The organism is Stenotrophomonas sp. STEN033 (genome assembly GCF_056856655.1).
On the sequence record NZ_JBXFWM010000037.1, the window covers coordinates 13483 to 33056 of the forward strand.

15 protein-coding genes and 1 pseudogene are annotated in these 19574 nt (G+C 61.6%); 6 read left to right on the forward strand and 10 right to left on the reverse strand.

Features of this window, described 5'->3' with window-relative positions; translation table 11 throughout:
• Positions 1 to 310 precede the first annotated feature (310 nt).
• Positions 311 to 1210 carry a LysR family transcriptional regulator gene (locus AC1VXC_RS13140; protein ID WP_313493498.1) on the reverse strand — a complete coding sequence of 300 codons (900 nt, stop codon included), beginning with the start codon at positions 1208 to 1210 and terminating at the stop codon, positions 311 to 313.
• 106 nt (positions 1211 to 1316) lie between these two features.
• Here AC1VXC_RS13140 and AC1VXC_RS13145 point away from each other — a divergent pair, with 106 nt between their 5' ends.
• On the forward strand, positions 1317 to 2090 hold the full coding sequence (locus AC1VXC_RS13145; RefSeq protein ID WP_481538310.1) for an SDR family oxidoreductase: 774 nt from the start codon (positions 1317 to 1319) through the stop codon (positions 2088 to 2090).
• Between the two features lie 289 nt (positions 2091 to 2379).
• Here the strand turns inward: AC1VXC_RS13145 and AC1VXC_RS13150 are convergent, their stop codons facing one another.
• Complete coding sequence (locus tag AC1VXC_RS13150; protein WP_481538309.1) at positions 2380 to 4008, reverse strand: TldD/PmbA family protein; 1629 nt, start codon at positions 4006 to 4008, stop codon at positions 2380 to 2382.
• A 155-nt stretch (positions 4009 to 4163) separates the two neighbouring features.
• On the opposite strand from AC1VXC_RS13150, the gene AC1VXC_RS13155 reads away from it, so the two are divergent.
• Together AC1VXC_RS13155 and AC1VXC_RS13160 are read left to right on the forward strand one after the other, a co-directional pair.
• Positions 4164 to 4799 carry a DUF938 domain-containing protein gene (locus tag AC1VXC_RS13155; protein ID WP_481528326.1) on the forward strand — a complete coding sequence of 212 codons (636 nt, stop codon included), beginning with the start codon at positions 4164 to 4166 and terminating at the stop codon, positions 4797 to 4799.
• A gap of 48 nt (positions 4800 to 4847) precedes the next feature.
• Positions 4848 to 6749 carry a M61 family metallopeptidase gene (locus AC1VXC_RS13160; protein ID WP_481538308.1) on the forward strand — a complete coding sequence of 634 codons (1902 nt, stop codon included), beginning with the start codon at positions 4848 to 4850 and terminating at the stop codon, positions 6747 to 6749.
• Positions 6750 to 6809: 60 nt separating this feature from the next.
• Here the strand turns inward: AC1VXC_RS13160 and AC1VXC_RS13165 are convergent, their stop codons facing one another.
• The 5 genes from AC1VXC_RS13165 to AC1VXC_RS13185 all read right to left on the reverse strand — a co-directional run bounded on the left by AC1VXC_RS13165 (position 6810) and on the right by AC1VXC_RS13185 (position 13198).
• Positions 6810 to 8090: a type II toxin-antitoxin system HipA family toxin gene (locus AC1VXC_RS13165; RefSeq protein ID WP_481538307.1), complete on the reverse strand. Its 1281-nt coding sequence runs from the start codon at positions 8088 to 8090 to the stop codon at positions 6810 to 6812.
• A complete protein-coding gene (locus tag AC1VXC_RS13170) occupies positions 8090 to 8968 on the reverse strand; it encodes a helix-turn-helix transcriptional regulator (protein ID WP_481538306.1) in 879 nt (292 codons plus the stop codon). Before AC1VXC_RS13170 ends, AC1VXC_RS13165 begins: the two co-directional genes overlap by 1 nt.
• Positions 8969 to 9331: 363 nt before the next feature.
• Positions 9332 to 11584, reverse strand: a complete 2253-nt coding sequence (locus AC1VXC_RS13175) for a TonB-dependent receptor (RefSeq protein ID WP_481538305.1) — start codon at positions 11582 to 11584, stop codon at positions 9332 to 9334.
• 17 nt (positions 11585 to 11601) lie between these two features.
• Positions 11602 to 12822 carry an MFS transporter gene (locus AC1VXC_RS13180; RefSeq protein WP_481538304.1) on the reverse strand — a complete coding sequence of 407 codons (1221 nt, stop codon included), beginning with the start codon at positions 12820 to 12822 and terminating at the stop codon, positions 11602 to 11604.
• The gene (locus AC1VXC_RS13185) at positions 12812 to 13198 is read right to left on the reverse strand and encodes a hypothetical protein (protein ID WP_313173887.1); all 387 of its coding nucleotides are present in this window, start codon (positions 13196 to 13198) and stop codon (positions 12812 to 12814) included. Before AC1VXC_RS13185 ends, AC1VXC_RS13180 begins: the two co-directional genes overlap by 11 nt.
• Positions 13199 to 13361: 163 nt before the next feature.
• Between AC1VXC_RS13185 and AC1VXC_RS13190 the strand changes: the two genes are divergently transcribed.
• The 3 genes from AC1VXC_RS13190 to AC1VXC_RS13200 all read left to right on the forward strand — a co-directional run bounded on the left by AC1VXC_RS13190 (position 13362) and on the right by AC1VXC_RS13200 (position 15968).
• The gene (locus AC1VXC_RS13190) at positions 13362 to 14288 is read left to right on the forward strand and encodes a helix-turn-helix domain-containing protein (protein ID WP_482995055.1); all 927 of its coding nucleotides are present in this window, start codon (positions 13362 to 13364) and stop codon (positions 14286 to 14288) included.
• Between the two features lie 594 nt (positions 14289 to 14882).
• On the forward strand, positions 14883 to 15149 hold the full coding sequence (locus tag AC1VXC_RS13195) for a hypothetical protein (protein WP_296249044.1): 267 nt from the start codon (positions 14883 to 14885) through the stop codon (positions 15147 to 15149).
• Positions 15150 to 15296: 147 nt separating this feature from the next.
• On the forward strand, positions 15297 to 15968 hold the full coding sequence (locus tag AC1VXC_RS13200; RefSeq protein ID WP_343239660.1) for a hypothetical protein: 672 nt from the start codon (positions 15297 to 15299) through the stop codon (positions 15966 to 15968).
• 153 nt (positions 15969 to 16121) lie between these two features.
• Here AC1VXC_RS13200 and AC1VXC_RS13205 read toward each other — a convergent pair.
• The 3 genes and pseudogenes from AC1VXC_RS13205 to AC1VXC_RS13215 form a co-directional block, all read right to left on the reverse strand.
• Positions 16122 to 17015 (reverse strand): annotated as a pseudogene (locus AC1VXC_RS13205) (NAD-dependent epimerase/dehydratase family protein).
• 147 nt (positions 17016 to 17162) lie between these two features.
• The gene (locus AC1VXC_RS13210) at positions 17163 to 18665 is read right to left on the reverse strand and encodes a P-loop ATPase, Sll1717 family (RefSeq protein ID WP_481538302.1); all 1503 of its coding nucleotides are present in this window, start codon (positions 18663 to 18665) and stop codon (positions 17163 to 17165) included.
• Between the two features lie 106 nt (positions 18666 to 18771).
• Complete coding sequence (locus tag AC1VXC_RS13215) at positions 18772 to 19395, reverse strand: tyrosine-type recombinase/integrase (RefSeq protein WP_481538301.1); 624 nt, start codon at positions 19393 to 19395, stop codon at positions 18772 to 18774.
• Between the last annotated feature and the right edge of the window lie 179 nt (positions 19396 to 19574).

Consider the following 19574-nt stretch of genomic DNA (forward strand, 5'->3'; position numbering starts at 1 on the left):
CAAGGCGGGCGCTACGGCAACAAACGACGATGGCTTCGCGGTGGTCTGCGAACCATTCGATTCTTGCGGGCAGGTGTTTGCAGCGGTAGTGACTTTAGGCATGGACTGGCGATTTATTTGGGATTTCTGCGAGGAGCTCACCCCTCCCCAACCCTCCCCTTCGCTGCGCGAAAGGGAGGGGGCACAAGCAAAGGTCGTAAGCAGTTCCGCGATTGCACGGACCGCTCCCTCCCTTTCGCGCAGCGAAGGGGAGGGTTGGGGAGGGGTTGCGCTTTTGCTTTGCCTGCCGGCAAGCAGGCAAAGCATCCAATCACCCAACCACTTCCAGCAGCACCTGCTGCAACCAGTCCACGAACACCCGCAGCCGTTGGGAAGGATGGCGACGATGCGGGAACAGCAGGTGCATCGGCATGGGATCGGCGCGATGCCCGGGCATCACTTCCAGCAGGCTGCCAGCCGCCAGCTCGGCATGCACGTCGTACGCGGGAATCTGGATCATCCCCAAGCCGGCGATACAGCAGGCGATATAGGCCTCGGCACTGTTGACGGTGACCCGCCCCGCCAAGGGCTGGCTGCGAAGAATGCCATTCTCGCGCCATTCCCAGGCCTCGACCCGGCCATTGCCGGGCGATGCGTAAAGCACACCCCAATGCATGCCGAGCTGCGAGGGATGCATGGGCATGCCGTGCCGCTCCACATAGGCGGGGCTGGCTACATTGATCAGCGGCAATTGGCCAATGCCGCGTGCGACCAGGCGCGAGTCCTGCAGCGGCCCAACCCGCAGCGCGCAATCCACGCCATCTTCGACCAGATCGATGCTGCGGTCGGTCATGCCCAGCTCGACATCGATCTGCGGGTGCGCCTGCAGGAAGCCGGGCAAAGCAGGGGCGATGATCAGGCGGCCGATGCGGCCGGGCACATCGACCTTGAGCCGCCCGCTCAAACGCTGTGGCGATTGCCGGAACAACTGCTCGGCCTCGTCCGCATCGGCGATCAGCTGCTGGCAGCGCGCATGGAACAGCAGCCCATCCTGGGTTGGCGTGACTTGGCGGGTGGTGCGATGGAGCAGGCGGGTGCCCAAGCGTTGTTCCAGCGTGCGCACCGCCTCCGACACGGTGGAGCGCGGCAGCTTGAGCTGATCGGCCGCGCGGGTGAAGCCAGCGCAGTCCACTACCCGCACAAAAACGCGATACAGCTCGATACGATCCATGGCGATTGTACGGATAGGCCGACAAGTGAAGTCAGAATGACCGTCTTTATCCGCAAATCCAAGTCGATAGGCTCTGTTGGCATTCCCCAAGCCACAGGAGTTCGCAATGACCGACCATCGCATCCACGGCAAGACTGTCCTCATTGCCGGCGGCGGCAAGAACCTGGGGGGCTTGTTGGCCCGCGACTTCGCCAAGCAGGGGGCCAGCAGCGTGGCCATCCACTACAACAGCGAGGCTGCGCGCGCCGAAGCCGAGGCCACGGCCGAGGCGGTGCGTGCGGCCGGCGCCAATGCGCACCTGTTCCAGGCCGACCTGACCTCGGCTGCGGCGATGGAGCAGTTGTTCGATGACGCGAAGCAGGCCATGGGCCGCATCGATATCGCCATCAACACGGTCGGCAAGGTGCTGAAGAAGCAGATGACACAGATCAGCGAGGCCGAGTTCGACGGCATGGATGCGGTGAACAACAAGACCGCGTTCTTCTTCCTCAAGGAAGCCGGCCGCAACCTCGCCGACAACGGAAAGGCATGCACGCTGGTGACGTCCTTGCTGGGTGCATTCACCCCGTTCTATTCCAGCTATGCCGGCACCAAGGCGCCGGTGGAGCATTACACCCGTGCGGCGGCGAAGGAATTTGGCGAACGCGGGATATCGGTGACGGCGATTGGCCCGGGGCCGATGGATACCCCGTTCTTCTATCCTGCCGAAGGTGCCGATGCGGTCGCGTACCACAAGACTGCAGCGGCGCTGTCGCCGTTCTCCAGGACCGGGCTGACCGACATCGAAGACATCGTGCCGTGGGTGCGCTTCCTGGTATCCGAGGGCTGGTGGATGACCGGGCAGACGATTCTGGTCAATGGTGGATACACGACGCGGTGAGGCGGTTCACCTTCTCCCTTCGGGAGAAGGTGAACCGAAGGGGCGGATGAGGGTAGGGACGAAGCCCGGTGGCTGGGATCAAAGACGACAAACGGGTTGCGTCGTGCTTGAGCATTCGCCGGTACCCCATCGCTATTGCTGGCAACCCACTGTAGCGCGGCTTCGCCCGTACCCTCACCCCAACCCCTCTCCCGATGGGAGAGGGGCTTTGTATGCCACCCAAGTTTGCGATCTGATAGCCCCTCTCCCGCTTGCGGGAGAGGGGTTGGGGTGAGGGCAGCTCTATGCCTTACCCCAACGACCGCGCCGTATTGATGATGTTCACCCCATCAAAGCGCGTCGTCGCCGAACCATGCGACACCGCCGACACCTGTCCAGGCTGGCCCTTGCCGTCAAAGAACGAGCCGCCCATGCGGAAGTCACGCTCATCGCAGATCGCGCTGCAGGCATTCCAGAACTCCGGCGTGCGGATCTGGTAGGCCGCATCCTCGACCATGCCGGCAATCTCGCCATTCTTGATCTGGTAGCAGAGCTGACCACCAAACTGCGCGTTGTAGCGCTGCTGGTCGATGGAGTACGAACCACGACCGTGGATATAGATGCCGTTCTCCACGTCCTTGACCATCTGCGCCGGGGTGAGCGGCGTCTTGCCCGGCGCCAGTGACACGTTGGCCATGCGCTGGAACTGCACGCTCTTCCACGAATCGGCATAGCTGCAGCCGTGCGAGGCGTTCTCGCCGAGGATATGCACCTCGTCGCGGGTGGCCTGGTAATTGACCAGGATGCCGTCCTTGACCAGGTCCCACTTGCGCGTCTTCACGCCTTCATCGTCGTAGCCCACCGCACCGAGGCTGTAAGGCGCGGTCTTGTCGGCGGTGAAGTTGACGATGTCGCTGCCCCAGCGGAAACCGGCATCGCGCTTGTCCAGCGTGGCGAAGCTGGTGCCGGCGTAGTTGGCTTCGTAGCCAAGCACGCGGTCCAGCTCCAGCGGGTGGCCGACGTTTTCGTGGATGGTCAGGAACAGGTTGGACGGGTCCAGCACCAGGTCGTATTTGCCCGGCTTCACCGACGGGGCGGTGAGCTTGGCGCGTGCCTGCCTGGCCGCGGCGATGGCGTCTTCAACCGGGTCGTAGGTATGGCCGTAGCCGATCACGCCACCAGGCAGCTGATGCTTGTCGGCGGCGTTGCCGTCCAGGAATTCCCAACCCATGCCGGCAGGCGCCGACAGTCCGGCGCGGGTGCGGAACTTGCCGCTGGCCTTGTCGACGGCGGTGGCGGTGAACGGCAGCCAGATGCGGTGCACGTCCTGGTCGATCCAGGAGCCGTCGCTGGAGGCGAAGTACTTCTGCTCGTTGACCAGGAACAGCTGCGAATTGATGAAGTTGGCACCGGCATTGATCGCCGCCGCATTGATCGACAGCAGCAGCTCGACCTTGTCCTTGACCGGTACCGCCATCGCGTTCTGGCGGATCGGCGTCTTCCATTGCACCTCGCCCACGCCCGGCGTGGGTGCCAGCTGCACCGGCTTGGTCTGGATCTTCGCGTTGGCCCTGGCAATGGCAATCGCCTGCGCCACGGCGGCGGCCACGCCCTGCGGGGTGGACTGGTTGCTGGCGGCAAAGCCCCAGGCGCCGTTGACGATCACGCGGATGCCGACCCCGGCCGACTCGCTGTTGGTGACGTTCTGCACCTTGTCTTCGCGGGTGACGATGGCCTGGTTGAGGTAGCGGCCGATGCGCACGTCGCAGTAACTGGCACCGCCCTGCTTGGCCAGCGCCAGCACGGTGTCGGCCAGCAGTTTCTTCTTGGCCACATCGGCCGGTGCCAGCAACTCCTCGGCCGCGATCAGCTGGGCATTGGGCAGCATGAACCCGGCGAGGCCGAGGCCGGAAAGCGAAAGAAACTGACGGCGTTGCATGAGCGGTAGAACTCCAGGGCCAGCGATGCCTTGCACCGCACAGGACCTTGGAATCTCGGCGCGGCAGGGGTTCACACACAAGTGACCATGGTCATGCATGGCGGTAAACAGCCACTGCGGCACAATCTGCCACGCATCCCCAAGGCCCCAAAACGATGACCAGCAAGCCCTACTCCGAATCCTGCGAGCGCAACAGCGCGCCCATCCTGCAGGTGCTGCAACAGCACCTGGGCCAGGCCCGCGCTGTATTGGAGATCGGCAGCGGCACCGGCCAGCATGCCGTGCACTTCGCCGGCGCGATGCCCTGGCTGCGCTGGCAGGCCAGTGATCACCGCGACTACCTGCCCGGGATACACCAGTGGCTGGACGAGGCGGTGCTGCCCAACACGCCCGCGCCGCTGGAACTTCAGGCCGTGATTGGCGAAGGCCTGCAGCCCTTGCCGCCGCTGCCGGTGCATGACGGCGTTGCCGGCTTCGATGCGGTGTTCAGTGCCAACACCCTGCACATCATGGGCTGGGAAGAAGTACAGGCGCTGTTCGCCGGGCTGCCGTCGCTGATGGCGCCAGATGGGTTGTTCATCGCCTACGGGCCGTTCAATTACAACGGTGCCTTCACCAGCGACAGCAACCGCAACTTCGATGGCTGGCTGAAGGCGCGTGATCCGCGCTCGGGCATCCGCGACTTCGAGTCGGTTGATGCCTTGGCTCGCGCGCAACAGCTGGAGCTGCGCGACGACGTGGCGATGCCGGCCAACAACCGCTGCCTGGTATGGCGACGGGTGCGTGTTTGAAGCCGGGCGGGCTAGGATGCAGTGACTTCAGGCAAGGGGCGGGGCGTGATGCAGGGACGTAAGTGGTTGGTGGCGATGGTGCTGGGCCTTGCCCCGCTGGCATGTGCGCAGGCGCAGCCGCTGGATGCACGGGCGGCGGCGATGCAGGTACAGGCAAGCTATCCGGGCGTCATCGAGCTGGAGGTGGATGCCAGCGATATCCAGCGCCGCATCCAGCGGGTGCATCAACGCATCCCGGTATCGGCCGGCGCGCTGACCCTGTGGTACCCGCAGTGGATCCCCGGTAATCACGCGCCAACCGGTCCGATCAACCAGATGGCCGGGCTGGTCATCCGCGGCAACGGCCAGGTGCTGCAGTGGACGCGCGACTCCGGCGACATGTACGCCTTCAAGCTGCAGGTGCCCGAAGGTGTCAGCGTGCTGGATATCGAATTCCAGTACCTCTCGCCAACCGCCAGCGACCAGGGCCGGGTGGCGATGACACCGAACATGCTCGACCTGCAATGGCATCGCGTGCTGTTGTACCCGGCCGGCTATGACGCACGCGGGATCCAGGTAAAGCCCAGCCTGCGCCTGCCCGACGGTTGGCAGAGTGGCACCGCGCTGGACGTTGCACAGCGCAGCGGCGGCAACGAGCAGTACGCACCGGTGTCGCTGATGACCTTGATCGACTCACCGGTATTCGCCGGCCAGTACTTCAAGCGCTTCGCACTGGATGATGCGTCGAAGCAACCGGTGTGGCTGGACGTGGTCGGCGAAAACCCGCAGGGCCTGCAGGCCGATGCCAAGGTGCTGGACGCACACCGCGCGCTGGTGCGCGAGGCTGACGCGGTATTCGGTTCGCGCCCGTATACGCGCTATAACTTCCTGCTGGCGGTATCCGACGTGTTCAGCGGCATCGGCCTCGAGCATGCGCAGAGCAGCGAGAACGGCATGCACGACGGCTACCTGCGTGGCGAGCGACCCTTCCTCGACAACGACCTGCTGCCGCACGAGTACGCGCACGCATGGGTAGGCAAGGCCTGGCGCCCGCGCCCAACCTGGGTGCCGCATTACAACGCGCCGATGCACAACGACGAGTTGTGGATGTACGAAGGCCAGACCCAGTACTGGGCGGTGGTACTGGCAGCCCGCTCCGGGCTGTGGAAGCCGGACTACGCGATGGCGATGCTGGCCCAGCTGCAGGCCAACTACGCAACCCAGCCGGGCCGGCAGTGGCGCGACCTGCACGACACCGTGCATCAGGGCATCCTCGACTTCAATTCCAAGCCGCAGGCCTGGGCCGACTGGCAGCGTGCGTTCGAGTTCTACAACGAGAGCACGCTGCTGTGGCTGGGCGTGGACGCGCGCCTGCGCAGCCTGTCGAAGGGCAAGGTGACGCTGGACGATTTCGCCAAGCGTTTCCACCAGGGCGGCAAGCAGGGCGAGATCCGCCTGTACGACCGCGCCGACGTGATGCAGGGGCTGGAGGCGGTGCAACCCGGCAACTGGGACGCCTTCATCGGCAGCCGCCTGGACGCACATGATGGCAAGGCGCCGGATGGCTTGGCAGCTGCGGGTTGGGAGCTGTACTACGACGATCAGCCGAACCTGGTGATTGCCGACGGCGAGGCCGATGGCGTGACCGACCTGCAGTATTCCCTGGGCCTGAAGGTTGGCAGCGATGGCGTGCTGCAGGCCGTTGGCTGGGACAGCCCGGCCTTCAAGGCAGGCTTGGCCAAGGACGTGACGGTGGTTGCGGTGAATGGCCTGGCGTACAGCGGTGGCCGGTTGAAGCAGGCAGTGACGGACGGAAGGCAGAACAGCACACCGATCGAGTTGATCGTGCGCCAGGCGGACAGCTTCCGCACCGTGCGTGTCGACTACCGCGAAGGACTGCGCTATCCGCATCTGCGGCGGATTGCGGGGACGGCAGATCTGTTGACGCGGATTTTGGCGGCGCGGCGTTGAATCGCGCTGGTGGAAAGGTGGCAGCGCCCGCAGGGGCGCTGGCTCATTGCCCCAAGGATGCTATGCGGCTTCGAGTTTGCTGATGCAGCGATTGCAGGAAAGGCGTATTTCCTGGACCAGAAGATCAAGCACGGGGTGTGCGATGCCCTCGGCCTGCATTCCTTGCTGCACCTGTTGTGCGGCGTCCGGCAACGCAAGGCACATCACAGCCAACGTTTGTAGTGCCGACGCAGGGTCCAATCGCATGGCTGTTGCGGTGGCCTGCCAGTCTTCCGGACGGATGTCCCACCAGCGGTAGTGACTGCCGATTTTCATCGCCATCTTGATCTTGCGCTGCTGCAGATGCGGGTAGGGCAGCGCGCTGGAGATGTCGTATAGCGGGGCAAGTCGCACATTGCCGCCTGCGCCGAACAACAGGGAGTAATTCTTTGCGTGCGCATCTGTGCCGCCGATCAGGTAGTTGAAGGCCAGCGCCTGAAACAGTGTTCCCACGTCGGTGTGGGGTTGCGAAGAGTGGTCCCATAGCATCTTGGCCAGCTGAGCTGGCCCGGGGCCGCCCTGGCTCTGGTACTTGATTTGCGGCATGACCCCTAACGCCTGGCAAAAATCCTCCTGATGCACGCGGTGCAGGTCGCCCTGTATTTGAACACGGTCGTAGCGATGAACGCAGATGGCAGTTTCCGTACCAATGCTTATCTTCTCGACTTCCGCCGCTGGAAGCCCTATCGCGCGCGCCAGACGCAGGCAAAACATTTCGTTCTCGACAAAACCCTCGTAGTCGCCGCCTGGTGGTTTCAGGATGTGGGTGGTGGGAATGCGTCCGGCAGGGATGGCCCAGCTGCCATCGTCCAGTCGCAGTAGAGCAACTTTCGATTGCGCACCAGCCAAACTGAACTGCCCGACATCATCTACGGTGCGCGCCATGCCATTGTCCTGACGCAAGCGCTGTAGGCGGGTGGCCAACTCTTCATTGTCCAAGACCTCGATCTGATCATCACGACCAGACAAAACGTCCTCCAGACGATCGTCGCTGACGAACTGCACAGCACCAGCGCAATCTTCACCAACGTGCGAAAGAAGCGCCACTGGGTTGCGCGGGGAAACATGGAATCGCGATCCCCAGCGTTGCAGCAGGTTTTCATTGTCTGGCAGGAGGCCCCACAGCACCGCCGAGACGGTCGCTGCAGGGTATATCTGTTGAGTGATTGGTAGGCTGAGAGATAGCGGGTAGGCACCGATAGCATCTGCCCATGTGGTGCTGTAAGTAAGCCTCGGAGCCCCATTTCCATCCACATCAAGCTGACCTGCGACGCGGCCGGATAGCAGGATGTTGAGCACCATTACTTTTCCTTCCCTGGGGATCGTTTTCCTTTTGTCGAGAGAGGCGGCTTTCTCTTTCCCCCCGTCCTGCGCTCTGATTTTCCATCACCCAATTCACGAATTGAATCCGTGACGCTCTGAGGACGAGTCAGCTTCATGATCTGCTCGTGTGCAGCATCAGCGGCACTTTGAGGACGAGTCAGCTTCATGATCTGCTCGCGTGCAGCATCAGCGGCACTTTGAGGACGAGTCAGTTTCATGATCTGCTCGTGTGCAGCATCAGCGGCACTTTGAGGACGAGTCAGCTTCATGATCTGCTCGCGTGCTGCATCAGCGGCACTTTGAGGACGAGTCAGCTTCATGATCTGCTCGCGTGCTGCATCAGCGGCACTTTGGGGGCGAGTCAGTTTCATGATTTGCTCGCGTGTTGCATCAGCAGCACTTTGAGGACGAGTCAGCTTCATGATCTGCTCGCGTGCTGCATCAGCGGCACTTTGAGGGCGGGACAGCTTCATGATCTGCTCGCGTGCTGCATCTGCCACGTTCTGTGGGTGGCTCAGGCTCTTCAGCTGGTGATAGTTAGCGGCAATGTTTGTATAAGAAAGTGCACTGCGGTTGTTATTGACGATGTCATCAATATTCGGCAGTACCAATGTCGGCTTTTCGTTCTTGGCGGGCGAAGGGATGTCTCGAGCAGAGGCATCAAGTTCAACACCCAGTACATTGAGCGTCCGCAGCACCAGCTGTAGCTCTGCACGAGGTTTGCCCTTCTCAATATCGATGATCCATTGCCGGCTGACGCCGGTTTCCTGGGCAAGCCGGGCCTGATCCCAGCCCAGGGCCTTGCGGCGTTGGCGGATCACATTGCCCAGATCAGTAGGGGTCTTGAGGACGCTCATGGGGCAAATGTATGCGATCGGTTACAGTGGGGCAAATGTAGTCGTTCGAAGACATTCAGGTGTGTGAGGAATTAGTAAGCTGATCTCAACATCGTGTGGGTGCTGGCGACTAAAAGTAGTCGTTCGAAGACATTTTCTAAATGTAGGCGAACGCGTACTTATCGGCACGAATCAAGGTGGGGTAAAGAGCGGGCGATGCTGCAGGCTATACATTTTCCGCTGGGCTTCGCAGGCAGGGGACGAAGCAAGCTGGCTCGGGGGCAGGGTAAGTGAGGGTTTTAAGGCAACGGGTCTGGCTGCTAGAGCCTCCCTCTCCCCAACCCCTCTCCCGTAGGAGAGGGGCTTCAAGTGAAAGCACCAGCCTCAATACTCCACCCGATACCCAATCCCAAACGTCCTTCCCTGTGCCGGCACGCTCGACAACTTGCCGTAGGTCGCTTCCGCCTGCTGCCCATACACTGTCTTGTATTCACGATCAGCCAGGTTGTAGACACCCACGCTGAAACGTCCACCCGCCAGCGGCAGTTCGCCAATCAGATCGAATACCGCATAGCCACGGATCTTCGCCGCCGGCGTCGCGCGGATCGTCGGACTGACTGCCGCTACCTGCGCATCACGCCACGCATCATCCGTGCCACCCACGGCCTGCCCCTGCAAACGCAGCAGGCTGTCATTGGCAAAGCGCCACTGCCCATGCACACCGGCCTTCAACGGCGAGACACGGAAGGCATTGAGCTCGCGCCACTGGCCGGCGGCATCACGGTATTGGCCACGGGTGCTGGCGACGCTCGCGCCCAGTTCCAGCTGCGCGGTAGGCGTATAGCGCAGGTTGGCTTCCACGCCATATACGCGCTCATCGGTGTCGGCGACCGACACGCTGTAGTCGCGGTTGAACTGCACGGTCTTGTCCGAACGGTTATAGAACGCCGTCACCGCACTCTGCAGCTGCGTATTGTTCAAACGCCAGCCCAGCTCGTAGTTGTCCACCTTGATCGGGCCGATGTTGCGGCTGTCGATGACGAAGTTGGCCGGTACGTCGCGCAGCATGCGCTGCGTATCGGGCAGGCTGAAGCCCTGCGAGAAGTTGGTGAACAGCTGCTGCGCGTCGCTGAACTTGTAGACCACGCCGGCATTGAACAGCGTCTGCGAATGGCGCACGCGGCCACCGGCCAGCAGCTTCGGCTGATAGCCGGCCACCGCGTCGGCAGTGATCGCCTCGGTATACGGCAGCGAATCCTCCACCTTGTTGCGCAGGATCTGATGACGCACGCCGGCCTGCACGCTGAAGCGCTCGCTCAGCGCGTGATCGGCCTGCAGGAACAGGCCGGTGGTATCAACCCGTACATCCGGGCCCATCGCGTACTGGGCAGTCGGCGTGTACTTCAAGCCATTGCTGGCGATGAAGGTGTTGATGTCGTACATCTGCCCACGCTGGCTGTCCTCTTCGCGCTCATGGTCAACGCCGTAGGACAGCTGCAGGTTGCGTCCGCCGATATCAAAACCCTTGTGCAGGGCGCTGCGCAGGCCCCAGACGTCGATGTCGGTATTGGACTGCATGGCCACATAGGTATAGCCACCGGGCAGCGCCGGATGCACCAGTGTCGACACCGACGGGAACCAGCGGCCCTGCTCATTGCGGTAATAGGCTTCCACGCTCAGCTCCTGGCCGCCGAACACATCGCGGTTGCGGTACTGCGTATTGACGCCCTGATGGTGGGTGCGCGGCTGGGCGTTCAACTGCAGGCCATCGACGGCGTTGTGGCTGGGCTGGAAAGCGGGGTTGAACAGCACCGCCAGGCGCGGGCCGTAATCCGGGCCGTAGTCGCTGTCCTGCTGGTCGTCATACCAACGCAGGCCCACGCTGAGCTGCTGTGCCGGCGCAAGCGCCCACTCCAGGCGTGCGTTGAGTTCCTTGGTCTCGGTGTCCTGGCGGTCGGTCTGGGCAATCTCCGGGCCGATGCGGCGGCCATGCGCATCCAGCGATGCGCCCTGGCGGCCATAGGCGATGCCAAAGGCACCGCTGAAAGTTTCACCACGCACGGTCATGGTCTGCGCAGCGTTCCAGGCAAGGTTGTCGCTGGATACATCCGAGGGCATGCGCAGGCCGAGCTGGCTGGCCAGTTGCACCGGTGCATCGCCCGGCTGCAGGGTGATGATGTTGATGATGCCGCCGCTGGCACCGGCGCCGTATAGCGCGGTGGCACCGGAGATCACCTCGATGCGCTCGATCATAGTTGGCGAAATGCTGTTGAGCTGGCGTGAGCCATCGCGTGCGCCAGTCAGCGGCACGCCATCGATCATCACCTGCACGCTGCGGCCACGCATGGTCATGCCGTAGTTGCTGGTGGTGCCACTGGCCGGTGCCAGTGACGGCACCAGCTGGCCAAGTATGTCGGCAGTGCTGCGGCCGGCAGCGGTCTGCTGGGTGATCTGCTCGCGCTCGATGGCGTACACGGTGCCGGCGATCTCGGCCACGCTGCGTGCGCCGCGCACGGCGGTGACGCTGACGGCATCCAGCTGGCGGGTGCCGCTGGTGGTGTTGGCCTGTGCTGCCAGCTGGCCGCTGATGGCCAAGCTCAGCAGGGCGAGCGGAAGCGTTGCTGCGGTATGCCGCATGGTGTCCTCGGAACGTATCAGGGAGAAGAAGGAGAGGGCGCGAAGCGGCGCAGCAGCGGCCGGCACAGCAGCAACCCAAGCGCGGAGACGATCGCCAGCGCCACGTAATAAGCGGGGTAACCCAGGCCCTTGGCGAGGAAGCCGGACAAGGCACCGCCGATGAAATAGATCAGCAGTTCGAAGCACACCAGCAGGGTGAAGTCGGTACCGGCCTGCTCGCGCGAGCTGATCCGCATGAACAAGGCATACAGGCTGGTCATGGCGACATAGCGCAGGGCCAGCAGGGCGATCACCAGCGCGCCCAGCCCAAACTGCGAGGAGGCAAGCACACCGCTGTACAGCAGGGCGGCCAGCAGCACATACAGCAGCGTGCGCCACGAACCGGCGTGCATCAGCAGCTGTTCGGCGCTGCGCTGCTTGAGCAGCCAGGCCGCGCCCACCGCAGCCAACATGCCAACGCCGGCACCGCCCACCGAGATCAGCAGGCCGATCTCGGTCAGGCTCCACTTCTGGTCGACCAGCAGCGGATTGACCATCGCCATCGCCGGTGCTTCCACCATGCGATACAGGACGATCAGCAGCAGCGCCCAGCGCAGCTCGGGCCGGCGCAGCGCACGCAGCACGCTCGGCCGCTGGCTGGCCGCCGGCCGTGGCACCTCGTTGATCTGCTGCACGGCGAACAGGGTCAAGGCACTCATCGCCGCCAGACTCAGCAGGGCCACGTTCCAGCCGCGGGTTTCGTACAGCCACAGCACGCCTGCACCGCCGACCATGCTGCCCAGCGCCACGCCCACGCTCTGCGCCATGCTGCCGAGGCGGTGCTCGTCCGGTGCCAGTGCTTCCACCGTGTAGCCATCGATGGCGATGTCCTGGGTGGCGGCGATGGTGGAGATCCACATGCCGACCAGCACGAACACGGTCAGGCCGTGGTCCAGGCCGGTGAAGGCCAACACCAGGATGCCGACCAGCAACAACAACTGGGTAAGCCACAACCAACTGCGGCGGCGACCCAGGGCCGGCAGGTGCCAGCGGTCCACCAGCGGCGCCCACAGGAACTTGAACGCCCACGGCAGGTACAGCAGCGACAACATGCCGATCCAGCGCAGGTCCACGCCCTGGCTGCGCAGGATGGCCGGCACCGCCACGTTGTAGAAATACAGCGGCAGCGCGTGGGCCATGTACAGCACCACGATCACGCCCAGACCGAAACCGGAGGCGGCAGCGCGCTCAGTGCGCATCGGCCTGCTCCAGCTGCTGGCCGACCCAGCGCATGCCGTCGGCAGCATCGGTGGTGACGTAATAGGGCACGCCCCAGGCCGCATGCAGGGCCGGCGTATCCAGCCGCTGCTGCTCGGCAGCGCTGCTGGCAATGCGCACCAGCCCCTTGCAGTAAACGCGGAAGGCGGGTTTGTGCTGCTTGTACCAGAGCGCCTGGATGGCGCGGTAATCGTCACTGAAGCTGGCACCGGGCACGGTGCTGGCGATGAAGTAGAACGGCGTGGCCGCCACGATCAACGCTTCCACGCGCTGCAGCCAGTGGCGGATCTCGTCCGCGCTGACCGCATCGTGGAAGACGGCGCGGACCACGGCCGCCTGCTTGATCGTCAAACCCATTGCCACTTGCCTTCACTGAATACGGGGAAGGGCCGCCCATACGCGACTCCTCAAATAAGAATAGTTATCAATACCATTGAAAGTTTAGGCGCAGCGAAGGAAAATCTAGGCAGGACCACATTCCGGGATGCCCTGCATGCAGGTTTTCACCTGCGCCGAACTAATGACCGCAGCCCACGCGCTGGGCGGGCAGGTTGATTTCAATGCCGGCATGGCCGACGCCACGCCGGTGCTGGCCGGCTGGCAGCAGGTACACGCGCTGGACGATGGCGTGTCGCTCTACCTGAGCCGCAGCCGCGACATGGTGGGCGGCTGCAGCCACAACCGTCTGGCACCGGGCATCACTGCCGGTTTTCTGGTGGATGGCGAGGCCGACGTTGCCATCGGCAGGCACCGCTTGCGGCTGGAGGGCAACCATCGACGCATGCCGACCATGCTGGTCTACCTGCGTGAGGAAGACAGCTTCCAACGCCATTGGCAGGCCGGGCGACAGGAAGGCAAGGTCAGCCTGCACCTCAGCGATGACTGGTTGCAGCGGCAGTTGCAGGCCGATTCCCGTGGCAGCGCCCGACTGGCCCGCGTTTGCCATGGTCACGCCGATAACCATGCATGGCGACCACCGGCGCCGTTGCTGCAGCGTGCAGCGCAACTGCTGGAGAACAAGGCCGGTTCGTTGCCATTGCTGCGCCGCCTGCAGCAGGAAAGCTTTGCCCTGGAACTGGCGGCGGACGTGCTGCAGACACTGGCCAGCGAGGGCAGCGAGAAACCTTTGAGCTCACACCTGCAGCGCTGTGTCACCCGCCTGCAGCAGTGGTTGCAAAGTGGAGAGGCTGACACACTGAGCATCGCGCAGATGGCGCGCCAGCTCGGCACCAATGCAGTTGACCTGCAACGTGGCTTCCAGCATTGCCATGGCCAAAGCATCGCCAACTACCAGCGCGAGCTACGGCTGGAACGCGCCCGCCAGGCACTGCTGCGGCAGCGCGTTCCCGTGGATGTGGCCGCCACCATAGCTGGCTACGCACACACCAGCAGCTTCAGCGCCGCGTTCAAGCGCCAGTACGGCACATCACCCTCGCAGCTGAAGTAGCCAACACAATGCTGTAGACGCTGCAGCGGTCGCGTTGATTGTGGAAGTTGTGGGAGCGGCGTAAGCCGCGAAGCCACCAAACACAAACGCCTGCACGGTGCATGCATCCAACGATGCCAGCTGGCAGCGAACGAACTGATCAACAAACGCGCAGAACGTGATCATCGCGCCGAACGTTCCGATAGACAGCTCGTGGCATAAAGCCACCACACCGCGCGACGCAGCAGCTGCATGTTGCATGTTGCATGCAGAGCTCACACCGACTTCGTGCACTTCTTGTAGCCGACCACGATGCCAATTCATACCGATGAATTGGCAATTCGAAGACCCCATTGCATGACCATCACCGCAGAAGAGAACGCCTGTTCACCCGCGTATTTTCACCTCGCATCTGCATAGATGACTGCGCACGCCACGCGTTGGTCCATCAAATTCAACGGTGTTCATTGAGCTTGCTGAATTCAAGTCACAGCGGTGCTCATTCAAACACCTTCACAGTTCATTTATCTGTGCAAACCTCAGCTGAAAGCGCATCACGCTGCTCTGCAGAAACGTAGCTATATTCGAGATCCCCCAAGCGAAGGAGGAAGTGGAATGTTCATGACCAAACAAAAAATGGTGATGGCGCGTACGCTCGGCGTGGCAGTCGTCGTCATGAGCCTGGCATCCTGTGCAACCTATAAAGAAGAGTTTGCAGGGATCAACTCACGCCTCGACCAACTCGACACGAGGGTACAGGGCGCGGCACAGAGCGCCGAGTCCGCCAATCAGTCCGCACAGCAGGCCAACCAACGACTGGATCAAATTGAAGGTCGCGTCCAGCAACTCGAAAGGGCACCACGCCGCACACCGCGCGGCTGATCGCTCCGTTCGACTCACGATGAATACCTGAATTCAGGATCCGGTGGCCTTTACCGGCCACTGGTTTCCTCCCCTCGATCAGTCTTCATTGCAAGGAACCGTCCCATCCGTACGTACACATACCCGGCAATCCTCGCTGCCCTTGGCGTGCTGGCGTTCGCCAGCATCGACGCGGCCAGCGCCAAGGATGCGACCGTGCAGCAAACGGCAACTGCCGTCGATCAGCTTCCGCCGGACCAGAAGGTGTCCGACACGGTGATTGAACTCGCCGGCTGGGTTGTCGCAAGCAAGGACAACCAGGGCTATCCCTTCGCGATCATGGACAAGGCCGCTGCACAGATCCTGGTGTTCAGTGGCGACGGCCGACTGCGTGGCGCCACGCCCGGACTGTTTGGCTCGGCAACCGGCGATCACGTAGCCCCGGGCGTTGCCGGCCTCGCGCTGCGCGAGATTCCGGGGCGCGACCGCACCACACCTGCGGGTCGTTTCATCGGCGGCTTCGGCCCCTCGCTCGATGCGGGCCGCGTGCTGTGGGTGGACTACGATTCCGCAGTCTCCATCCATCCCACCGCTACCGGCGTGCCCGCCGAGCGACGTGCAGAGCGCCTCGCATCGCCAACGCCGGACGACAATCGCGTCACCCATGGCTGCATCAACATCGCGCCGGACTTCTACGAGCAGATCGTCAGCCCGACATTCGAGCGCGGCGGCCTGTTCTACATCCTGCCGGACAAGGACAGCCTGGAAGCGACCTTCCCGGAATTCGCAAAGAGTCGCGCAGCCGGGAAAGACAGCGAAGGCAAACACGCAGGGCGCTGAAGAAGGTGCCCTGCCTGCGCATCCGCATCAACGCGCGCCGACCAACATCGCCAGCTACCCGCATCAACAGACGTAGCCACAGGCTCCTTCTGTTGTGGGAGCGGCGTAAGCCGCGAAGCAAGCACCACCTACCGAACTACCAATGCGACCGAATCAATCCACAGTCCTATCAACGAAACCGCGCGTATAAGGCAACACCTCCAAACTACGCCGATCCACCTGCGCCAAAACTTCGTTGAAACCAAACGCAGGCTCCCAACCCAGCGCTCGCCGCATAGCGGCATTGTTGTAAACCCGATCAATGACCGAAGGCAGTGGCCAACCACGCCGCGCATGCTCGGTAACCAACTCCGGGCAGCGCAGACGTAGCACTTCAACGGCATCACGCCCCAACTGCTCAAGGTCTTCGCGCTGGAACGGCGTCGAGCCGCTGACAACGAAACGATTGAAAGAACCAGCCGGCAAAGCCAACGCCGCCACATGCGCATCAGCAACATCGCGGACATCAATACCGCGATGCAGGCGCAGCACCGACATCTGATCCGCAGGCTGCGGGAAACAGCGCGACATGCGGATGACGCTAAGTGTCAGCCCCGCACCGGACCACTCCGCCAGGACCTGCTCGGCTTCCAGCTTGGTGCGGTGGTACACAGTCTTGGGCTGCGGCATCACGGATTCGTCGATCCACGTGCAACCCTGCTCGGCGACAGCATCGCCATATAGCGCGGTGGTACTGGTATAGACCACCTGCTTCACGCCCGCCTGTTGCGCAGCTTCCAGCAACTGCTGCACACCCGCCACATTTACCCGCTAGAATTCGCTGTCAGACACTAGGCCGACATGCGGTGCATGGTAAGAAGCGGTGTGGAAGACCACGTCCACGTCCTGCAATGCCGAACGCAGCAAGCGGCTATCGGTGAAGTCACCAATAAGCGACGAGCAGGAGAAAGGGGAGTGGTCGAGACCAACGGCCTCATGGTTTGCGGCAATCGCGTTGTAGATTGCACGGCCAACCCGGCCTGAACTACCGGTGATGAGAGCTTTCACGGAAAAGTGCGCCTGGCGCCCGGGATTTTCCGGGATGGAAGCATGGTAACTATATTGCTACATCCAAGGCTACGCGATGGGACGCTCACGCCGTTGTTGACCGAAGGTCGCCATCGACCCAAAGCGGACGTTCAATCAATCTAGATGTCACGCATCTCGTCGAATTTCGATGCCGTTCTCAACTGCAAATCGAACTTTCGGGTCTCTAATCTCGTAGAGGGTTGAGCCGTTGGGCCCCTTCTCCTCGCAGCGACGGACTAGGCCCATACCCTCCATGCCTACGATGTAGCTTTGCGTAGAACTACCGGTACCAGCTGCCGCATTGAGGCTGTTAGTCGTGAACTGAACGCTGTCGAGCTTGTTGAGATGCGCGATGTAAGAGTAGACATCCGAACTATTGGTCCGAGCATCCTTTCTTCGCGGGTAATACTCGTAATAGGTGAACTCTCTTACGAAACGTCGGATCCCACCCTCCATGGCTCTTGTACTTATAATCGTGCACATACTGTCCAGCGCGAACTGCTCACGAATGATTCGGTTCATTAGTTGCCACAGGTCGCGCGGATTGGCGTTAGCTAGAGGAAGCACTTGGTTGCGAAAGAACGAAACGTCTTCGACGATTGACTCATACGAGACAACCTTTCCATCGGAGTGATGTTCAAGTCGTTTATTCAAAACGCTAAGGAGTTCGCCTACCTCCCACCGCACTTGCTCGACGCAGAATTTATTAGCGCGAAAATCAGGCTTCACCTTCTGGAAGGGGACGCTCCAGATCGAGAACAAGAAGTGCAGGTCTCGCTCGTAGAAGATCTCGTTCTCAATCAAGAAGGGCCGAATAAAATCCGCGATCACCTTGGAGTCGTTGTGCAGTCGAGAGTCCTCATCAATTCGGTCGATTACAAGTGTTATTTTGTCCATTCCGACCTTCTTACAAAGGGCAATAGTTTGCTGAAGGATTACCAGGCTTGCTCTTGATTCGTCTAAAGTGCCGTCGAGCTCGAGCTCAATGGTCTGTAGATATTCCTTTGCTCCTTTGGCTGCAGGCTGTGGCAGACCAAGGGACTTGCTAACCGCTTCGGAAAGCATGTCGACGGCGGCTCCAGCAGCGCCATTGATCACGCCCCGGAAGAAGTTGAAGGTCGCCACTGCGAGGCGCTTCGCAGGATTGTGCTGAATGCGCCTGAGTTCCTCCATCAGCGCATTACGAGAGAGCGCTGTAGTGTGATGCCGCAATAGATAAGAAAGGAGGGTTTTGTCCTGCCTGTTTAGTTTGTAGGGCCGACGGAAGTCGGACATTGTAGGTAGCAGCCGCTTAAAGAGCTCTGCAGATATCGTGGATATATAGATACTGCAGATGTCGGACTGGTTTGGGCTGATCGGGACCGCAGAGAAGTCGGTAACTTCGGCCACCGCTGAGCTCGGATCGCATGCCTTCACCAACTCGAAAAGAAGTGCTGTCTTTCCTGTGCCACGCTCGCCATAGAGGAAGACGTTTTTGCGCGACCTTGCTGCTTGGGCCGCGGGTGAGTACGCAAGCGGCCGAACGAAGGCGGCGCTAAGGAAGTCTTTCTCTTCCTCTGCAGTGAACACGGAAAAAGGGTACTTTACGAGACCCAGATTTTGCGTAAAAACATCGAAATCGAGCGACATCCGAATTATTCCGTCCATTGATACGGACAAAGTATCATGCCGACGATGACCAATGCCTGCTCCTGGCCGCTCATCGACCTTCCGGGCCGAGGAACAACCTCACAGGTCAGACATCCGTCTGCTCGGCTATCTCAAGAGCGTCGTCTACTTCGATCCCTAGGTATCGCGCCGTGCTCTCCAGCTTTGTATGGCCTAGGAGAAGCTGGACAGCTCTGAGATTCCGAGTGCGCCGGTAGATCAGCGATGCCTTAGTCCTGCGCATCGTGTGCGTCCCATAGGACCCTGTCTCCAACCCAGCATCATCGACCCATCGATGGACGATCCTAGCGTACTGCCTCGTCGAGAGGTGAGGTGAGTCAGTGACCCGACTGGTGAAAAGGAAGTCCAAGGGGCTGAGGTCGGCCTTCTTGATCCAAGCTTGTACTGCCTCACGGGTCATCGCTGTGATCTCGAATTGGACGGGCCGCCCGGTCTTCTGTTGCATCACCATCGCCCGAGAGGCCACCTGGCCGCCGTGGGACACATCAGAGACCCGAAGTTTGACCAGATCGCAGGCACGGAGCTTGGAATCGATCACCAGGTTGAACAGTGCCAGGTCACGGACCTTACCGCGTAGCTGTAGCCGGACCCGGATTGCCCAAATGTCCTTGAGCTTGAGGGGTGCCTTCTGGCCGACCAGCTTTCCCTTGTTCCAAGGCTGACGGGGCTGTGATGTATGAAGGCTTGCCATTACCATCTCCTATTCGAAGGGGGAGTGGCAATGGTTCTCTTCTAAGTGTCAGACGGGCGTGATGCGACCCAAAACGGACTTTGTGGTCCGAAAAACACTGCCCGGCAGTTTAGTATCTGCTAGTCAGCGGAGCCTGCGCCCGCTACGAAAGTGGTGAACATGCATGCGCCAACAATGTG

What these genes read in the sequence shown, in the direction of transcription:
- AC1VXC_RS13140 (WP_313493498.1), bottom strand. Translation starts at nt 1,210, where the DNA reads ATGGATCGTATCGAGCTGTATCGCGTTTTTGTGCGGGTAGTGGACTGC.
- AC1VXC_RS13145 (WP_481538310.1), top strand. Translation starts at nt 1,317, where the DNA reads ATGACCGACCATCGCATCCACGGCAAGACTGTCCTCATTGCCGGCGGC.
- AC1VXC_RS13150 (WP_481538309.1), bottom strand. Translation starts at nt 4,008, where the DNA reads ATGCAACGCCGTCAGTTTCTTTCGCTTTCCGGCCTCGGCCTCGCCGGG.
- AC1VXC_RS13155 (WP_481528326.1), top strand. Translation starts at nt 4,164, where the DNA reads ATGACCAGCAAGCCCTACTCCGAATCCTGCGAGCGCAACAGCGCGCCC.
- AC1VXC_RS13160 (WP_481538308.1), top strand. Translation starts at nt 4,848, where the DNA reads ATGCAGGGACGTAAGTGGTTGGTGGCGATGGTGCTGGGCCTTGCCCCG.
- AC1VXC_RS13165 (WP_481538307.1), bottom strand. Translation starts at nt 8,090, where the DNA reads ATGGTGCTCAACATCCTGCTATCCGGCCGCGTCGCAGGTCAGCTTGAT.
- AC1VXC_RS13170 (WP_481538306.1), bottom strand. Translation starts at nt 8,968, where the DNA reads ATGAGCGTCCTCAAGACCCCTACTGATCTGGGCAATGTGATCCGCCAA.
- AC1VXC_RS13175 (WP_481538305.1), bottom strand. Translation starts at nt 11,584, where the DNA reads ATGCGGCATACCGCAGCAACGCTTCCGCTCGCCCTGCTGAGCTTGGCC.
- AC1VXC_RS13180 (WP_481538304.1), bottom strand. Translation starts at nt 12,822, where the DNA reads ATGCGCACTGAGCGCGCTGCCGCCTCCGGTTTCGGTCTGGGCGTGATC.
- AC1VXC_RS13185 (WP_313173887.1), bottom strand. Translation starts at nt 13,198, where the DNA reads ATGGGTTTGACGATCAAGCAGGCGGCCGTGGTCCGCGCCGTCTTCCAC.
- AC1VXC_RS13190 (WP_482995055.1), top strand. Translation starts at nt 13,362, where the DNA reads ATGACCGCAGCCCACGCGCTGGGCGGGCAGGTTGATTTCAATGCCGGC.
- AC1VXC_RS13195 (WP_296249044.1), top strand. Translation starts at nt 14,883, where the DNA reads ATGTTCATGACCAAACAAAAAATGGTGATGGCGCGTACGCTCGGCGTG.
- AC1VXC_RS13210 (WP_481538302.1), bottom strand. Translation starts at nt 18,665, where the DNA reads ATGTCGCTCGATTTCGATGTTTTTACGCAAAATCTGGGTCTCGTAAAG.
- AC1VXC_RS13215 (WP_481538301.1), bottom strand. Translation starts at nt 19,395, where the DNA reads ATGGCAAGCCTTCATACATCACAGCCCCGTCAGCCTTGGAACAAGGGA.